Annotated in this window: 13 protein-coding genes; 12 read left to right on the top strand and 1 reads right to left on the bottom strand. The window is 67.6% G+C overall.

Going from position 1 to position 17,128, the window contains the following annotated elements:
• The coding region (locus E8M83_RS25100; protein ID WP_137176074.1) for a YihY family inner membrane protein at positions 1 to 1,321 on the bottom strand (1,321 nt) is incomplete at its 3' end.
• Positions 1,322 to 1,391: 70 nt separating this feature from the next.
• Between E8M83_RS25100 and wrbA the strand changes: the two genes are divergently transcribed.
• The 12 genes from wrbA (at position 1,392) to E8M83_RS25040 (ending at position 17,067) form a co-directional block, all read left to right on the top strand.
• A complete protein-coding gene (gene wrbA, locus E8M83_RS25095; protein WP_137176073.1) occupies positions 1,392 to 2,003 on the top strand; it encodes an NAD(P)H:quinone oxidoreductase in 612 nt (203 codons plus the stop codon).
• Positions 2,003 to 2,404, top strand: a complete 402-nt coding sequence (locus E8M83_RS25090) for a DUF2069 domain-containing protein (RefSeq protein WP_137176072.1) — start codon at positions 2,003 to 2,005, stop codon at positions 2,402 to 2,404. Before wrbA ends, E8M83_RS25090 begins: the two co-directional genes overlap by 1 nt.
• Positions 2,397 to 3,818, top strand: a complete 1,422-nt coding sequence (locus E8M83_RS25085) for an FAD-binding oxidoreductase (protein ID WP_137176071.1) — start codon at positions 2,397 to 2,399, stop codon at positions 3,816 to 3,818. Before E8M83_RS25090 ends, E8M83_RS25085 begins: the two co-directional genes overlap by 8 nt.
• A gap of 13 nt (positions 3,819 to 3,831) precedes the next feature.
• Positions 3,832 to 4,263 carry a DUF4124 domain-containing protein gene (locus tag E8M83_RS25080; protein WP_229491911.1) on the top strand — a complete coding sequence of 144 codons (432 nt, stop codon included), beginning with the start codon at positions 3,832 to 3,834 and terminating at the stop codon, positions 4,261 to 4,263.
• Positions 4,251 to 6,800: an FtsX-like permease family protein gene (locus tag E8M83_RS25075; RefSeq protein WP_137176070.1), complete on the top strand. Its 2,550-nt coding sequence runs from the start codon at positions 4,251 to 4,253 to the stop codon at positions 6,798 to 6,800. The genes E8M83_RS25080 and E8M83_RS25075 overlap by 13 nt, the downstream gene beginning before the upstream one ends.
• Complete coding sequence (locus E8M83_RS25070; protein WP_137176069.1) at positions 6,800 to 7,867, top strand: lipocalin-like domain-containing protein; 1,068 nt, start codon at positions 6,800 to 6,802, stop codon at positions 7,865 to 7,867. The genes E8M83_RS25075 and E8M83_RS25070 overlap by 1 nt, the downstream gene beginning before the upstream one ends.
• A 214-nt stretch (positions 7,868 to 8,081) precedes the next feature.
• Positions 8,082 to 9,947, top strand: coding sequence for an ABC transporter transmembrane domain-containing protein (locus tag E8M83_RS25065; RefSeq protein WP_137176068.1), 1,866 nt, complete (start codon positions 8,082 to 8,084; stop codon positions 9,945 to 9,947).
• A 169-nt stretch (positions 9,948 to 10,116) separates the two neighbouring features.
• Complete coding sequence (locus E8M83_RS25060; protein WP_137176067.1) at positions 10,117 to 12,141, top strand: methyl-accepting chemotaxis protein; 2,025 nt, start codon at positions 10,117 to 10,119, stop codon at positions 12,139 to 12,141.
• Between the two features lie 56 nt (positions 12,142 to 12,197).
• Positions 12,198 to 13,301: a low specificity L-threonine aldolase gene (locus tag E8M83_RS25055; RefSeq protein WP_137176066.1), complete on the top strand. Its 1,104-nt coding sequence runs from the start codon at positions 12,198 to 12,200 to the stop codon at positions 13,299 to 13,301.
• Positions 13,302 to 13,330: 29 nt separating this feature from the next.
• Positions 13,331 to 14,125 carry a thymidylate synthase gene (locus E8M83_RS25050; protein ID WP_137176065.1) on the top strand — a complete coding sequence of 265 codons (795 nt, stop codon included), beginning with the start codon at positions 13,331 to 13,333 and terminating at the stop codon, positions 14,123 to 14,125.
• Complete coding sequence (locus E8M83_RS25045; RefSeq protein WP_137176064.1) at positions 14,122 to 14,631, top strand: dihydrofolate reductase; 510 nt, start codon at positions 14,122 to 14,124, stop codon at positions 14,629 to 14,631. The genes E8M83_RS25050 and E8M83_RS25045 overlap by 4 nt, the downstream gene beginning before the upstream one ends.
• A 177-nt stretch (positions 14,632 to 14,808) precedes the next feature.
• A complete protein-coding gene (locus E8M83_RS25040; RefSeq protein WP_137176063.1) occupies positions 14,809 to 17,067 on the top strand; it encodes an arginine/lysine/ornithine decarboxylase in 2,259 nt (752 codons plus the stop codon).
• Positions 17,068 to 17,128 lie beyond the last annotated feature (61 nt).

The following is a 17,128-nucleotide window of genomic DNA, read 5'->3' as shown; positions in this document are numbered from 1 at the left end:
CCAGCCCCGCTTCGACCGCCTCTTCGACCTGGCGCGCCAGGTCGCCAACGTCCAGCGCCAGCGGCGTGTCGGGCCCGACATCTTCGCGCTGCATCGCTTCGGCGGCCGTACAATCGAACACGAACAGACGGTAGACGTCGGCCAGGCGCAAGCTGCCTGGATCGGCCAGCAGCACCCAGTTCTCCTGCTGGCCGTGCCGGTTGAAACGCCAGCCACGCCGGACCGGGGCGTCATCCTGCACCCGCCCGACCCAGCCCTCGGCCACCATCCGGTCCAGCAACCGCCCCAGCTCGTCGTACCCGATCCGGGTGTGATGGCGGATCGTGCCGCTCGCCACCAGCGCATTGCCGCTGAGTTTGGCGCTGCCGTGCAGCACCTTGAGCACCGACATCGCATCGACGAAGGCCCCGCCCGGCGCCGGCTCGTACCACCAGCGTTCGTGCTTGACCACCGGCAGCGCCGCCGTCAGTACCGCGCCGACCAGCGTGATCATCCAGGTCACATAGATCCAGACCAGGAACAGCGGCAATGCCGCCAGCGCGCCATAGATAATGGCGTAGGTGGGAAACTGGCGGATGAACAGGCCGAAGCCGCGCTTGGCGATCTCGAAGGCGATCGCCGCCGCCAGCGCGCCCCAGAAGGCGTCGCGCCAGGCCACCGCGCGGTTCGGCACCACCACGTACAGCAGGGTATAGCCGGCCGTGGTCACCGCCACCGAGGCCAGGGTAAAGAACAGCGTGCCGGGCAGCGAAGCATCGCGCTCCAGGCCGCCCGTGACATCCATCATCTGCGAGGTAAAGCTGATCGACAGGCCGAATAGCAGCGGCCCCAGCGATAGCAGCGCCCAGTACACCAGCAGGCGCTGGGCGATCGGGCGCGGCTGGCGTACGCTCCAGATCTGGTTGAACACGCGCTCGATTAGGCTCATGGTGGCCGCGGTGGTGAACAGCAGCGCCACCGCGCCGAGCGCCGACAGGCCCTTGGCCTTGTCGGCGAACTGCGTCAGGTTGCCGCTGATCGTGCTGGCGATCGCCTTGGGCATCAGGTTCTGCACGAACCAGGCGTCGATCGTCTCGCGCACCTCGCCGAAGGCGGGGAACATCGTAAAGATGGCCAGCACGATGGTGAGCAATGGCACCAGCGCCAGGGTCGTGGTAAAGGTCAGGCTGCCCGCCACCTGCGGCAGGCGTTCTTCGCGCAAACGGCGCGCGGCGAAGCGCACCAGGTCGCGCGCTTCAGGCCAGGTCAGGCCGCGCTCGGCGCTGCCATTGACGTACTCGCCGGTCGCGCGCGACAGCCCGTTCACGGTCTTGTTCAGCATGGTGTTGGATTCACCGGTTTCGTCATCGTCACAGCATGTCAATTCAACAAAGCGCACTATAATACCAAGGATGAACACCACCCCACTCTGCATCCTCGTCCTCTACTATTCGCGCCATGGCGCCACGCGCAAGCTGGCCGAACTGATTGCCCAGGGCATCGACAGCGTGCCGGGGGCCGAGGCCCGCCTGCGCACCGTGCCGCCGGTCTCCACGGTGGCCGAGGCGAGCGCACCCGGGATCCCCGACCAGGGCTCGCCCTACGTCGAACTGGACGACCTGCGCGAGTGTGCGGGCCTGGCGCTGGGTTCGCCCACGCGCTTCGGCAATATGGCCGCGAGCATGAAATACTTCCTCGACGGCACCGCAACCGAGTGGGTCAATGGTACGCTGTCCGGCAAGCCGGCGGTGGTGTTCGCTTCCACCGGCAGCCTGCATGGCGGGCAAGAGGCGACCCTGCTGTCGATGATGATCCCCTTGCTGCACCACGGGATGATGGTGATGGGCCTGCCTTATACCCATCCTGAATTGATGAATACCGCCAGCGGCGGCAGCCCCTATGGCGCGACCCACTGGGCCGGCGTCGACGGCAAGCGCCCCCTGACCGAAGACGAGCGCACGCTGTCGATCGCGCTCGGTCGCCGCCTGGCAGAGGCGGCCCTGAAACTGCATGGAAGCCGCTGATGGGAACAGGAAAAAAGGTCTTTCATATCGGGGCGATCGCCAGCCTGGTCTGGCTGATCGGGTGGCTGGTCGCCTGGGAAGCCTATGTGGCGCCGCTGCAGCCGGGTAGCTGGCTGCTGGCCCTGAAGGCCTTGCCCCTCCTGTTGCCGCTGCGCGGCGTCATCAAGCGCGACCTGTACACCCTGCAATGGTCGTCGATGCTGATCCTGATCTATTTTGCCGAGGGCATCGTGCGCGCCTGGGCCGACCAGAGCGCGGCCTCGCGCCATATGGCCATCGGCGAGATCGCCCTGGTCACGGTGTATTACTTCTGCGCCCTGCTCTACCTGCGGCCCTACAAGAAAGAGGCGCAGCGCCTGGCCAAGGAATTGCTCGACAAGGTCAAAGTGCCGCATGGCTGAGGTTGGCACCGAGGCATTACTGGCGCGCTGCCGCGCCATCGTCGGCGACGCCCACGTCATTACCTCTGACGCCGGGATGGCGCCTTTCATGGCCGATTGGCGCGGCCGCTACAGCGGGCGCGGCCTGGCGGTCGTGCTGCCGCTCGACACGGCGCAGGTAGCCGCCGTCGTGGCCGCCTGTGCCGCCGCAGGGGTGCCGATCGTTCCGCAAGGCGGACGCACCGGCCTCGTCATGGGCAGCGTGCCCGACCTTTCGGGCCAGGCCATCGTGCTCTCGCTGCGGCGCCTGGACCGCATCCGCGCCATCGACCCCGCCAACCGCACCATGACCGTCGAGGCCGGCTGTATCCTGGCCGACGTCCAGGCCGCGGCCAGCGCGGCCGGCATGCTGTATCCGCTGTCGCTGGCGGCCGAAGGCAGTTGCACCATCGGCGGCAACCTGTCGACCAATGCCGGCGGCACTGCCGTGCTGCGCTACGGGAATACCCGCGAGCTGTGCCTGGGGCTGGAAGTCGTCAATGCCCAGGGCGAGGTCTGGGATGGCTTGCGCGGCCTGCGCAAGGACAATACCGGCTATGCGCTGCGCGAACTCTTCATCGGCGCCGAGGGCACGCTGGGCGTGATCACGGCGGCGGTCCTGAAACTGTATCCGGCGCCACAGGCCGCGCTCACCGCCCTGGTGGCGCTGCAGTCGCCGCGCCACGCGCTCGACCTGCTGGGCCTATTGCAGGCGCGCTGCGGCGCGTCGCTGACCGGCTTCGAGCTGATGTCGGCGTTCTGCCTGGACCTGGTTGCAGAGCAGTTTCCCGCCTTGCCGCGGCCATTCGCAGGGCGCCACCCGCACTACGCGCTGGTCGAGCTGTCGAGCAATGAGTCGGCCGGGCACGCCCAGGGCCTGCTCGAGTCGGGCGTCGGCCAGGCCATCGACGATGGCGTGGCGCTCGATGCGGTCGTGGCCACGTCCAGCAAGCAGGCCCTGGACCTGTGGCGCCTGCGCGAACACATTCCGCTGGCGCAGGCGGCGGCCGGCAAGAACATCAAGCACGACATCTCGCTGCCGGTCTCGCGCATCCCCGATTTCGTCGCGCGCGCCGATGCCGCGCTGGAGCGTGCCTTTCCTGGCTGCCAGCCGGTCACCTTCGGCCACCTGGGCGACGGCAACCTGCATTACAACGTAGCGCCGCCGGCCAGTGTCGCGCACGAGGCCTTCCTGGCCCACGAGGCGACGGTCAACCGCATCGTGCACGACCTGGTGGCCGATGCCGGCGGCTCGATCTCGGCCGAACACGGCATCGGCGTCCTGAAACGCGAGGAACTGGCGCGCTATAAATCGCCGGTCGAACTTGGCATGATGCGTGCCATCAAAGCCGCGCTCGACCCGCTCGGCATCATGAATCCCGGGAAGATACTATGACCGGGAGTCGCTCATGCTGTTTCGCTTGCTGTCATTTGCCGCCGCCTGCATCGTGTGCCAGTCGACGGCCGCCGGCGCCATCTACAAATGCCATGAAGGCGGCCGCGTGAGCTACGCCGACCGTCCCTGCCCGGGCGCCGGCGCCGAGCTGCCGCTGCGCGCCGCCCCGCCACCCGATCCCGAGACACAGGCGCGGATGCTTCGGGCACGCGACCTGGCCCTGGAAATCGACAAGCTGCGCGCCGAGCAAACCATGCGCGAAGAACGCGATGCCGAACGCGCCCGGCGCGCGGCGCTGGCCCTGCAGAAGCGCTGCGACAAGCTGCGCCTGCAGCGGCAATGGCTCGAGGAAGACCTGGCGCGCACCCGCGCCGACGCCAAGGAAGAGGCCCGGACCAAGCTACGGCGCCAGGCCGAGACATTGGCGGTGGAATGCCCGGCCTGAGCCAGCTGTCGCGCTGGCTGCTCCTTGGCGAGTGGCGCGCGCATCCGGTGCGGGCCCTGGTCGCGGTCGCGGCGATCGCGGTCGGGGTGGCGATGGGTTTTGCCATCCACCTGATCAATGCCGCCGCGTTCAACGAATTCTCGGCCGCCGTCAAGAGCCTGTCGGGCCAGGCCGATATCCGGGTCGAGGGCCGCGAACCGCTGTTCGACGAATCAGTGTATCCGCGCCTCGCAGAACACCCCGAGGTGGCGCTGGCCTCGCCCATCCTCGAGGTCCAGGCCGGCGTGCCAGGCGCCGAGGGGCCGCTGCGCATCGTCGGCATCGACCCGTTTCGCGCCGGCGCCATCTCGCCCGACCTGCTCGGGGTAACGGCCGAAGGGCGCCGGCTGGACATCCTGGCCGACGACGCGCTGTTCCTGTCGCCGGCGGCCGAGGCCTGGCTGGGTAAGCGGCGCGGCGATATGCTGGTGCTGCGCGCCGGCACCGGCGAAGTGACCTTGCGCGTGGCCGGCCCGGTCCAGCGTGCGCGCGCCGGCCAGCGGCTGGCGGTGATGGACATCGGCGCCGCCCAGTGGCGCCTGAATCGCCTCGGGCAGCTGTCACGGGTCGACCTCAAACTGCGCGACGGCGTCGACCGCGCCGCCTTCCAGCGCCGTCTGGCCGCCGAGCTGGAGCAAACCTGGCCGGGCCGCTTCACGGTCGGCCAGCCGAACGACGCCGAACAGGAAAGCCGCACCGCGAACATGAGCCGCGCCTACCGCGTCAACCTGACGGTGCTGGCGCTGGTGGCGCTGTTCACCGGCGCCTTCCTCGTGTTTTCCACCCAGGCGCTGTCGGTGATGCGGCGACGCAGCCAGTTCGCCCTGCTGCGGGTGCTGGGCCTCGAGCGCGGCCAGTTGCTGCGCCAGGTGCTGCTCGAAGGCGGCAGCCTGGGCCTCGTCGGCTCCCTGCTCGGCATCGGCGCCGGCTATGCATTGGCCGCTGCCGCCCTGCACTTCTTCGGCGGTGACCTGGGGGCCGGCTACTTCCCCGGCATCCGCCCGCAAGTCGCGTTCACGCCCGGCGCGGCGCTGGTGTTCTTCGCGCTGGGCCTGGGCGTGGCCCTGCTCGGCTGCCTGGCGCCGGCCTGGGAAGCGGCGCGCGCGCGGCCGGCGGTGGCGATCAAATCCGGGGCCGACGAGGCGCCGCTGGCGCGCCTGGCGCGAATCTGGCCTTCGCTGGTGTGCCTGGGGCTGGCCGCGCTGTTCTCCTTCGCGCCGCCGGTGTTCGAGCTGCCGCTGTTCGGCTACCTGGCGATCGCGCTGCTGCTGGTCGGCGGCATCGGCCTGATGCCGCGCCTGGCTGCCGTGACCTTCCGTTTGCTGGAGACGGCGCTGACCCGGCGCCGGAACGGCGCGCCGGTACTGGCGCTGTCGCTGGCGCGGCTGGCGAATGCGCCGGGCCAGGCCGCGATCGCGCTGGGCGGCATCCTGGCCAGCTTCAGCCTGATGGTGGCGATGGGGATCATGGTGTCGAGCTTCCGGGTCTCGGTCGACGACTGGATGGGCCACATCCTGCCGGCCGACCTGTACGTACGCACGGTCGACGCCGGCGGTACTGGCTTCCTGAGCGGGCAGCAGCAGGCGGCCCTGGCCAGCCTGCCTGGTCTCGAGAAGGTGCAATTCCTGCGCACGCGGCGCGTGTCGCTGGCGCCCGAGCGGCCGCCAGTCGTCGTCATCGCACGCGACATCGACGCGACCGATCCAGCGCGCCTGCTGTACCTGGTCGGCAAGACGGCGCCCATTCCCGATGGCGCCCGTCCGGCCTGGGTGTCCGAGGCAATGCTCGACCTGTACGGCGCCCGCGCCGGCCAGCAGCTACGCCTGCCGCTGGGCGGCGGCGAGACTGCATTCTTCGTCGCCGGCGCCTGGCGCGACTATGCCAACCAGGGCGGTTCCGTCGTGATCCAGCTGGAAGACTACCGCCGCCTGACGGGCGAGCGCGAAGTGACCGATGCGGCCCTGTGGAGCGCGCGCGGCGTCGACCCGGCGACACTCGAGGGCAGCCTGCGCGCGCTGCCGTTCGGCGCGGCCCTGGACATGATGCGGCCGGGCGACATCCGCGCGGCCAGCCTCAAGATCTTCGACCGCAGTTTTGCCGTCACTTACCTGCTCGAGGCGATCGCGATCGCCATCGGTCTCTCGGGCATCGCCGCAAGTTTTTCGGCCCAGACTTTGGCAAGGGCGCGAGAATTCGGTATGCTGCGCCACGTCGGCGTCACCCGGCGCCAGGTCTTGCAGCTGCTCGCCTTCGAGGGCGGGCTGTTGACCGGCCTCGGCGTGGTCGCCGGCTTCGCGCTCGGGCTGGTCATCAGCCTGATCCTGGTGTACGTGATCAACCCGCAGTCGTTCCACTGGACCATGGGCCTGCACCTGCCCTGGCCCCTGCTCGGCAGCGTAGCGGCGGTGCTGGTCGCGGCATCGGTCGCCACCGCACTGGTGTCGGGCCGCCAGGCATTGTCCGGCGGCCCGGTGCGGGCGGTCAGAGAGGATTGGTAATGCGTTTTATCTTGTGCCTGCTGGTGTTGCTATCGCTGTCCGCCCATGCTGCCGCCCCGGTGTATGCGCCCGTCACGCCGGGCGCCGGCCTGTCGTTCCCGCGCGACTACGGCGCGCATCCCGAGTTTCGCACCGAATGGTGGTATGTCACCGGCTGGGTCGAGACGCCGGATAAACGCCCGCTCGGCTTCCAGGTCACGTTCTTTCGCAGCCGCACCGGCGCCGACAACGCCAACCCGAGCCACTTCACGCCGCGCCAGCTGGTGATCGGCCACGCCGCCCTGTCCGATCCTTCGGTCGGGCGCCTGGTGCACGACGAGCGCAGCGCGCGCGAAGGCTTCAGCATGGCCTGGGCCCGCCCCGGCAACACCGACCTGAAACTGGACGACTGGCGCATGGTCAGGGACGCCAGCGGCGTGTACCGCGTCACGATCCGCTCCAACCAGCTGACGCTCGAACTGCGCCTCAAGCCCACGCAGCCGGTGCTGGTGCAGGGCCAGGGCGGCTATTCGCGCAAGGGACCAAGCGCGCAGCACGCGAGCTACTATTACAGCGAACCGCAGCTGGAAGTGTCCGGCACGGTCGGGCGCGCCGGCATGGCCGCCACGCAAGTCACCGGCAACGCCTGGCTCGACCACGAATGGTCGAGCCAGGCGCTGCAGCCGGACGCCGTGGGCTGGGATTGGGTCGGCGCCAACCTCGACGACGGCGGGGCCCTGATGGCTTTCCAGATCCGCGACCGCCAAGGTGGTAAACTATGGGCGCACGCAACCCGGCGCGACAAGGCCGGCAAGGTGGTGCACTACGAGCCCGGCCAGATCACGTTCGCGCCGCAAACGCACTGGACCTCGCCGCGCACCGGCGCCACCTATCCGATCGCGACCACGATCACGACGGCCGGCGACAGCTGGCAGGTGGTGCCGCTGCAGCAAGACCAGGAACTCGATTCACGCCGCTCGACCGGCGCCGTGTACTGGGAAGGCGCGGTCACGATCGAACAGGGCGGCCGCCGGGTGGGCCGCGGCTACCTGGAAATGACCGGCTACGTGCAACCGATGAAGCTTTGACGACGATAAGGAAGCACTGATTTATTCATGGCGGCGGCCTCGGCCACGAGAAAATGCGCCCAGCGGCGTTGCAAATCCTCGCGATACCACGCGGTATCGCTGTGGTTTGTGCGTGGCCGGCGAGGCCTTGCCGGGCACATTTTTCGTGACCGATTCCAGCGCGCCAGAATAAATCAGTGCTTCCATAGAAGAACGACCGAAACACCAGGACACGATGACCACCCGTCACACCAGCAAGCCCGATTCCGACGCCTCCCGCAAGAGCAGCCTGGCCACCCTCCGGGGCCTGGGCCCCTTCCTGCGGCCCTACCGCCGCCAGTTCCTGCTGGCCGGCATCGCCCTGCTGTTCGCGGCCGGCGCCACCCTGGCGATCCCCGCCGCCTTCAAGCAGATGATCGACCTGGGCTTCGGCGCAGCGTCCGCGGGTTCGGCTGGCGCTGCCACGGCGGCGGCCGGCGCGGCCATCGAGGGCGGCAGCCTGGAACACATCAATGCCACCTTCCTGGCCCTGTTCGGCGTGGCCGCGGTGCTCGCGGTGGCGACCGCTGCGCGCTTCTACATGGTGTCCTGGCTGGGCGAACGGGTCACGGCCGATATCAGGAGCGCGGTCTATGGCCACGTGGTGCGCCAGAGCCCCGAATTCTTCGAGACCACCCGCACCGGCGAAGTACTGTCGCGCCTGACCACCGACACCACCCTGATCCAGACCGTGGTCGGCACCAGCATCTCGCTGGCGCTGCGCAATACCCTGCTGTTCTTCGGCGGCCTGGTGATGCTGTTCGTGACCAGCCCGCGACTGACCTCGATCATCCTGGGCCTCCTGGTGCTGGTGGTGCTGCCGATCGTGCTGTTCGGGCGCCGCGTGCGCAAGCTGTCGCGCGATTCGCAAGACCGCATTGCCGATGCCTCCGCGGTGGCCGGCGAGATCCTGAACGCGATGCCGACCGTGCAGGCGTTTACCCGCGAAGGCCATGAATCCGGGCGCTTCGGCAAGGAAGTCGAAGGCGCGTTCAGCACCGCGATGCGCCGCATCCGCGCCCGCGCCACCTTGACCATGCTGGCCATCGTGCTGGTGTTCGGATCGATCGTGTTCGTGCTGTGGCTCGGCGCCCACGCGGTGCTCGAAGGGACCATGACCGGCGGCGACCTGGGCCAGTTCATCCTGTACGCCGGCATCGTGGCCGGCTCGGTCGGCGCGCTGTCGGAAGTCATGGGCGACGCCCAGCGCGCCGCCGGCGCCACCGAGCGCCTGCTCGAACTGCTCGGCGCGCGCTCCGAGATCCAGGATCCGCAGCAAGCCCGGGCGCTGCCGCAACGCACCGCCAACGGCGCCCGCGTCACCCTCGACGACGTGACCTTCGCCTATCCTTCGCGCCTGACCGAGGCGGCGCTGTCGCACCTGGCGCTCGACATCCGGGCCGGCGAGACGGTGGCCGTGGTCGGCCCTTCGGGCGCCGGCAAGACCACCTTGTTCCAGCTGCTGCTGCGCTTCTACGATCCGCAATCGGGCAGCATCCGCCTCGATGGCGTCGACGTGCGCGACCTGTCGCTGCACACCCTGCGCGGCGCGGTCGGCATCGTGCCGCAAGACACCGTGATCTTCTCGCTCGACGCGATGGAAAACATCCGCTACGGCCGGCCCGACGCCAGCGACGACGAAGTGATCGCGGCGGCGAAGATGGCCGCGGCCCACGATTTCATCGAGCGCCTGCCCGAGGGTTACGCCTCGTTCCTGGGCGAGCGCGGCGTGCGCCTGTCGGGCGGCCAGCGCCAGCGGATCGCGATCGCCCGCGCCCTGCTCAAGAACCCGCCGCTGCTGCTGCTGGACGAAGCCACCAGCGCGCTCGACGCCGAATCCGAACGCCTGGTGCAGCGCGCGCTCGAGGCGGCGATGGTCGGCCGCACCACCATCATCATTGCCCACCGCCTGGCGACCGTGCAGCGCGCCGACCGCATCGTCGTGCTCGACGAAGGCCGGATCGTCGAATCCGGCACCCACGCCGAGCTGATCGCGCTGCGTGGCGTGTATGCCAACCTGGCGGCGCTGCAATTCCAGGCCCACGCACCGGTGGCGGCATGACGCCTGCCTGAACGACGATGTATTGACAATACGTAGTAGCACCTAGCGGTACTGCAGGATGTTGCATGCTGACACCAAGTCGCATGCGAATATTCACTAATTATTGCCGCATGAAAAGTTTGCGGGGTATGATCCGGGGTTATATCTCCCTCTCCTCCTTCCGACTCACATGAGCAACAAGACCTTTAGCCCGGCCAGCTGGAACGTCGGCACGCGCATCAGCGCCGTGACCTTCGCACTCGCTGGCGTCATCATCGCGGCCCTGATCGCCACCATCACCGTATCCACCTCGGGCATGCTCGAGCGGCGCGCCATCGAGAGCGTGCGCAGCGAATTGCATGGCGTCGCCAGCACCGTCGAGCTGTTCAACAAGACCGTCAGCAGCCAGGCGGTGAGCTTTGGCCGCATCTTCCGCGCCGGCCTGCCGGGCGAATTCACGCTGGATGAAGCGACGACCGTCGACATCGGCGGCCGCCAGGTGCCGACGCTGGGCGTGGCAGGCCACCCGCTCAATCTCGACTTCAGCGCTCCGGACGCCTTCACCGAACGCACGGGCGGCAACGCCACCATCTTCGCCGCTGCCGGCGAAGACTTCGTACGCGTCACGACCTCGGTCAAGAAAGAGAATGGCGAACGCGCCGTCGGCACCGCCCTCGACAAGGCGTCGCCGGCCTACCCGGCGCTGCGCGCCGGCCGATCCTACGTGGGCCTGACCACGCTGTTCGGCAAGCAGTTCATCACCCAGTACGAACCGGTGCGCGACGCAGCCGGCCGCGTGGTCGGCGCCTTGTACGTCGGTGTCGACATTACTGCCGATGTCGCCGCGCTCAAGGAACGCATCCGCGCAGTCAAGGTCGGCGACACCGGCTACTTCTACGTGCTGTCGGCCGTCCCGGGCAAGACCTACGGCGACCTGATCGTCCACCCGGGCAAGGAAGGCGAGAACATCCTCGAGAGCCAGTCCGCGGACGGCCACGCCTTCGTCAAGGAGATGCTGGAAAAGAAGGAAGGCACGGTCCGTTATGACTGGAAGAACCCGGGCGAAGCCGCCACCCGCGAAAAATTCGCTGCCTATTCTGAAATGAAGGACTGGAACTGGGTCATCGCCGGCGGCACCTATATCGACGAGATCACCGCTGCCGCCACCGAACTGCGCAACCGCTTCATCCTGTTCGGCCTGGCCGCCCTGGGCGTGCTGGCCACCCTGCTGTACTTCCTGGTGCGCGCCACCGTGACCCGTCCGCTGGCCGCGGTGCAGGCGGTGGCCACCCGCATCGCCGATGGCGACCTGACAGCGCAAGTGGTCCCGCGGCGCGACGACGAGATCGGCCGCCTGACCGTCGCCATCAACGGGATCGGCGCGCGCCTGTCGACCGTGGTCGGCCAGGTGCGCGACGGCGCCGAGCACATCGCCACCGCTTCGCAGGAAATCTCGACCGGCAACCTCGACCTGTGCAGCCGCACCGAGGAACAGGCCGCGAGCCTGGCCACCACCGCCTCGTCGATGGACCAGCTGACCACGACCGTGCGCCAGAACGCGGACAATGCGCGCCAGGCCGACCAGCTGGCGCGCAGCGCTTCCGACATCGCCCAGAAGGGCGGCAGCACCGTGTCGCAGGTGGTGGCGCGCATGGATTCGATCTCCCAGGCCTCGCGCAAGATCTCGGACATCATCGGCGTCATCGACGGCATCGCTTTCCAGACCAATATCCTGGCCCTGAACGCGGCCGTGGAAGCGGCGCGTGCGGGCGAGCAAGGCCGCGGCTTCGCGGTCGTCGCTTCCGAAGTGCGCAACCTGGCCCAGCGCTCGGCGGCTGCCGCCAAGGAGATCAAGGGCCTGATCGACGCCTCGAACAGCGAAGTGAACGCCGGCAGCCAGCTGGTGGCCGAGGCAGGCGCCACGATGCAGGAAGTGCTCGACAGCGTGCAGCGCGTGACCGACATCATGTCGGAGATCAGCAGCGCCAGCCAGGAGCAAACGCAAGGCATCGAAGAGATCAACCGCTCGGTGGTCGAGATGGACACCGTGACCCAGCAGAATGCGGCCCTGGTGGAAGAAGCCAGCGCCGCCGCCCAGGCCATGCACGAGCAGGCCGACGCGCTGGCGCGCTCGGTGCGCCTGTTCCGCCTGGCCGACGACGGCCAGGGCGCCACGCTGGCGGCGCCACGCCGGCAGGTACTCATCGGGCGCTGATTCCACCGGCGCCGGCGGCGGTGTACAGTAGCGGGCCCGTATCGAAGGAGCCCGCCGTGCCAGAACCCGACCTGCAGCGCCACTGCCACACCGTATTTCCCGGCCATCGCCAGCAACGGCCGGCCGAGCTGTTCGCCGCCATGGCCGCCTGGTGCGAACGGCACGACGTCGACCACGACGTCTACGGCAACGGCGCCCTGATCCAGGACTTCGAGCAGAAGGTCGCCGCCCTGCTGGGCTTCGAGGCGGCCGTGTTCTGCATCAGCGGCACCATGGCCCAGGTCACCGCGCTGCGCCTCGCCAGCCAAGACCGCCACAGCCGCCTGGTGGCGCTGCATCCGACCTCGCACATCTTCGTTCACGAACGCGCCAACTACCAGTTGCTGGACCATTTCCAGGCGCTGGCCGTGGGCGAGCGCCATCGGCCCTGGCTTGCCGCCGACCTGGAGGCCGTTCCCGACCGGCTCGGCGCCGTCGGCCTCGAGATCCCGATGCGCGAGATCGGCGGCCAGCTCTCGGCGTGGGACGAGCTGGAAGCGATCAAGCGCCACTGCCGCACGCGCGGCATCCACCTGCACATGGATGGCGCCCGGCTGTGGGAAGCGGCGGCCGGCTATGGCCGCGGCGTCGCCGCGATCGCGGCCGGTTTCGATTCGGTGTATGTCTCGCTCTATAAAGGCATTGGCGGGCTGGGCGGCGCCATGCTGCTCGGGACCCGCGCCTTTGTCGAGCGCTGCGCCGAGTGGTTCCGGCGCCAGGGCGGTAACGTGATCCACCGCTCGCCGTATATCGTGGCCGCGGCCATGCGCTTCGACGAGCGGCTCGCGGCGATGCCCGCGTATTTCGACCGCACGCGCTTTCTTTACGACGCCCTGCGCGCGCATCCGCAGATCCGGGTCAACCCGGCCGCGCCGCAGGCAAACATGCTGCACCTGCACCTGCCGGTGGCGCGCGAGCGCGCGCTCGGGATCCGCGACGCGCTGGCGCGCGAGCACGGCATCTGGATGTTCAACCGAGCGATGCATGGCGCACTGCCGGCGACCAGCGTGGTCGAGCTCTACGTCGGCGACAACCTGCTCTCGCTGTCCGACGATGCCGTGTACGCGGCACTGCGCCTGTTCGCCAGCGCCATCGCGGACAGCGGGCCTGCCGAATGCTAGAATGACAGATTGTCCAAACCAGTAACACCATGCGCCAATATCTCGAATTCATGCGCCATGTAAAAGAGCATGGCGCCATCAAGACCGACCGCACCGGCACCGGCACCCGCTCGGTGTTCGGCTACCAGATGCGCTTCGACCTGCAGCAGGGCTTTCCCCTGCTCACCACCAAGAAGGTGCACCTGAAGTCGATCATCCATGAACTGATCTGGTTCCTGCAGGGCTCGACCAATATCGCCTACCTCAAGGAAAACGGCGTCACCATCTGGGACGAATGGGCCGATGGCGAGGGCAACCTGGGCCCGATCTACGGCTACCAGTGGCGCAACTGGCCGACGCCGTCGGGCGAGCATATCGACCAGATCGCGCAGGTCCTGGAGCAGATCCGCAGCACCCCGGATTCGCGCCGCATGATCGTCTCGGCCTGGAACGTGGCCGACGTGCCGCAGATGAAGCTGCCGCCTTGCCACGCCCTGTTCCAGTTCTACGTGGCCGAGGGCAAGCTGTCCTGCCAGCTGTACCAGCGCAGCGCCGACATCTTCCTGGGCGTGCCGTTCAATATCGCGTCGTATGCGATCCTGACGCACATGATGGCCCAACAGGCCGGCCTCGAGGTCGGCGATTTCGTCTGGACCGGGGGCGACTGCCACCTGTATTCCAACCACATGGAGCAGGTCGAGTTGCAGCTGTCGCGCGAGACGCGAGACCTGCCGCGCCTCGAATTTAGGCGCAAGCCCGGTTCGCTGTTCGACTACCGGTTCGAGGATTTCGAGATCGCCGGATACGATCCGCATCCCGCGATCAAGGCGCCGGTGGCCGTATGAGCGACCGCCCTCGCCTGACGCTCGTGGTCGCGGTCGACGCCAACAACGGCATCGGCCTGGACAACCAGCTGCCCTGGCACCTGCCCGAAGACCTGGCGCACTTCAAGCGCGTCACGCTCGGCAAGCCGATCGTCATGGGCCGCAAGACCTTCGATTCGATCGGCCGCCCGCTGCCCAAGCGCCGCAATATCGTGATTACCCGTAACGGCGCCTGGTCGCACGAGGGCGTCGACACAGCCGATTCGCTGGAGGCCGCCATTGCGCTGCTCGATGGCGAGCCGGCCAGCATCATCGGCGGCGCCCAGGTCTTCGCGGCGGCGATGGACATTGCCGACGCGATGATCGTCACCCATATCGATCGCGCCTTTCGTTGCGACACCTTCTTCCCGCCGCTCGATCCGGGCGTGTGGATCGAGACCGCACGCGAATCGCACCGCGCCCAAGAGCAGGGATTCGACTATGCCTTCGTGACCTACAGGCGCAGCGACGGGGAACACATCGACTAGAGTGCGCCACCCTTCCGGAACTGTGGCTAACCTAGCAAAAAAACTTGCACCGGGATCCGCGTTTTCTGCGAAAATCCGCTTCTCATTTTTCTACGGTGCCGTGCGCGGCGGCCAGCCTTTCCGGAACCATCCGGCCAGGACCTGCCGCTGCCACGGCGCTTCGTTTTGGAGCTGTCCATGAAATTTCGTTTCCCAATCGTCATCATCGATGAGGATTTCCGCTCGGAGAACACCTCCGGTCTCGGCATTCGCGCCCTGGCGGCCGCGATGGAACAGGAAGGCATGGAGGTCGTCGGTGTGACCAGCTATGGCGACCTGTCCCAGTTCGCCCAGCAGCAGTCGCGCGCGTCGGCCTTCGTCCTGTCGATCGACGACGAGGAATTCGGCAGCGGCTCGCTCGAAGACACCGACACGGCGCTGGTCGGCCTGCGCGCCTTCGTGAAGGAAATCCGTCACAAGAACGCCGATATCCCGATCTATATCTATGGCGAGACCCGCACCAGCCGCCACATCCCGAACGACATCCTGAAGGAGCTGCACGGCTTCATCCACATGTTCGAGGACACCCCGGAATTCGTGGCGCGCCACATCATCCGCGAGGCCAAGGCCTATCTCGACAGCCTGGCGCCGCCGTTCTTCCGCGCGCTGGTCAACTATGCCTACGACGGCTCGTATTCGTGGCACTGCCCGGGCCACTCGGGCGGCGTCGCCTTCTTGAAGAGCCCGATCGGCCAGATGTTCCACCAGTTCTTCGGCGAGAACATGCTGCGCGCCGATGTCTGCAACGCGGTCGAAGAACTCGGCCAGCTGCTCGACCACACCGGCCCGGTGGCCAAGTCCGAGCGCAACGCCGCGCGCATCTACAGCGCCGACCACTGCTATTTCGTGACCAACGGCACCTCGACCTCGAACAAGATGGTGTGGCACTCGACCGTGGCGCCGGGCGACATCGTCGTGGTCGACCGCAACTGCCACAAGTCGATCCTGCACTCGATCATCATGTGCGGCGCGATCCCGGTGTTCCTGATGCCGACCCGGAACCACCTCGGCATCATCGGCCCGATCCCGCTCGAAGAGTTCACGCCCGAATCGATCGCCCGCAAGATCGAGGCGAACCCGTTCGCGCGCGACGCCGTCAACAAGAAGCCGCGCATCCTGACCATCACCCAGTCGACCTACGACGGGGTGGTGTACAACGTCGAGACCCTGCGCGAGATGTTGGACGGGAAGATCGACACGCTGCACTTCGACGAAGCCTGGCTGCCGCACGCCACCTTCCACGACTTCTACAAGAACATGCACGCGATCGGCCAGAACCGCCCGCGCGCCAAGGAGTCGATGATCTTCTCGACCCAGTCCACGCACAAGCTGCTTGCCGGCCTGTCGCAGGCATCGCAGGTGCTGGTGCGCGAGTCCGAATCGGTCAAGCTCGACCAGGACGCCTTCAACGAGGCCTACCTGATGCACACCTCGACCTCGCCGCAGTATTCGATCATCGCTTCGTGCGACGTCGCCGCCGCGATGATGGAGGCGCCGGGCGGCACCGCCCTGGTCGAGGAATCGATCCTGGAGGCGCTGGACTTCCGCCGCGCGATGAAGAAGGTCGACGAGGACTTCGGCGACGACTGGTGGTTCCAGGTCTGGGGACCGGACAAATTCTCGGAAGAAGGCATCGGCACCCAGGACGACTGGATGATCCGCGCCGAGGAAACCTGGCACGGCTTCGGCAAGCTGGCGCCGGGCTTCAATATGCTCGACCCGATCAAGGCCACCATCGTGACCCCGGGCCTGGACCTGTCGGGCCAGTTCGGCGAGACCGGCATCCCGGCCTCGATCGTCACCAAATACCTGGCCGAACACGGCGTGATCATCGAGAAGTGCGGCCTGTACTCGTTCTTCATCATGTTCACCATCGGCATCACCAAGGGCCGCTGGAACACGCTGGTGACGGCGCTGCAGCAGTTCAAGGACGACTACGACCGCAACCAGCCGATGTGGCGCGTGATGCCGCAGTTCGCCGCGGCCAACCCGCGCTACGAAACCCGCGGCCTGCGCGACCTGTGCACCGAGATCCACACCTTCTACAAGTCGCGCGACGTGGCCCGCCTGACGACCGAGATGTACCTGTCGGACATGGTACCTGCGATGAAGCCGTCGGACGCCTTCGCCAATATGGCGCATCGCAGGATCGAGCGCGTCGCGATCGACGAACTGGAAGGCCGCATCACGGCGATCCTGCTGACGCCTTATCCGCCGGGCATTCCGCTGCTGATCCCGGGCGAGCGCTTCAACAAGACCATCGTCGACTACCTGCGCTTCGCACGCGACTTCAACGAGCGCTTCCCGGGCTTCGAAACCGACGTCCACGGCCTGGTCAAGCGCGAGGTCGACGGCAAGCGCGGCTACTTCGTCGATTGCGTGATGCAGGACGCGTAATTACGCATCCCCCTGTAGCAAGAGGCCCGGAACCAATCCGGGCCTTTTTTTTCGCGTATCA

This window comes from Massilia sp. HP4, assembly GCF_005222695.1.
Taxonomy (GTDB): Bacteria; Pseudomonadota; Gammaproteobacteria; order Burkholderiales; family Burkholderiaceae_D; genus Telluria.
Note: the sequence above shows the minus strand (reverse complement) of the source record. Positions and strands in the feature narration are given on the sequence as shown.

Coding starts and splice junctions, on each gene's coding strand:
- wrbA (WP_137176073.1), top strand. CDS start 1,392: ATGAACACCACCCCACTCTGCATCCTCGTCCTCTACTATTCGCGCCAT.
- E8M83_RS25090 (WP_137176072.1), top strand. CDS start 2,003: ATGGGAACAGGAAAAAAGGTCTTTCATATCGGGGCGATCGCCAGCCTG.
- E8M83_RS25085 (WP_137176071.1), top strand. CDS start 2,397: ATGGCTGAGGTTGGCACCGAGGCATTACTGGCGCGCTGCCGCGCCATC.
- E8M83_RS25080 (WP_229491911.1), top strand. CDS start 3,832: ATGCTGTTTCGCTTGCTGTCATTTGCCGCCGCCTGCATCGTGTGCCAG.
- E8M83_RS25075 (WP_137176070.1), top strand. CDS start 4,251: ATGCCCGGCCTGAGCCAGCTGTCGCGCTGGCTGCTCCTTGGCGAGTGG.
- E8M83_RS25070 (WP_137176069.1), top strand. CDS start 6,800: ATGCGTTTTATCTTGTGCCTGCTGGTGTTGCTATCGCTGTCCGCCCAT.
- E8M83_RS25065 (WP_137176068.1), top strand. CDS start 8,082: ATGACCACCCGTCACACCAGCAAGCCCGATTCCGACGCCTCCCGCAAG.
- E8M83_RS25060 (WP_137176067.1), top strand. CDS start 10,117: ATGAGCAACAAGACCTTTAGCCCGGCCAGCTGGAACGTCGGCACGCGC.
- E8M83_RS25050 (WP_137176065.1), top strand. CDS start 13,331: ATGCGCCAATATCTCGAATTCATGCGCCATGTAAAAGAGCATGGCGCC.
- E8M83_RS25045 (WP_137176064.1), top strand. CDS start 14,122: ATGAGCGACCGCCCTCGCCTGACGCTCGTGGTCGCGGTCGACGCCAAC.
- E8M83_RS25040 (WP_137176063.1), top strand. CDS start 14,809: ATGAAATTTCGTTTCCCAATCGTCATCATCGATGAGGATTTCCGCTCG.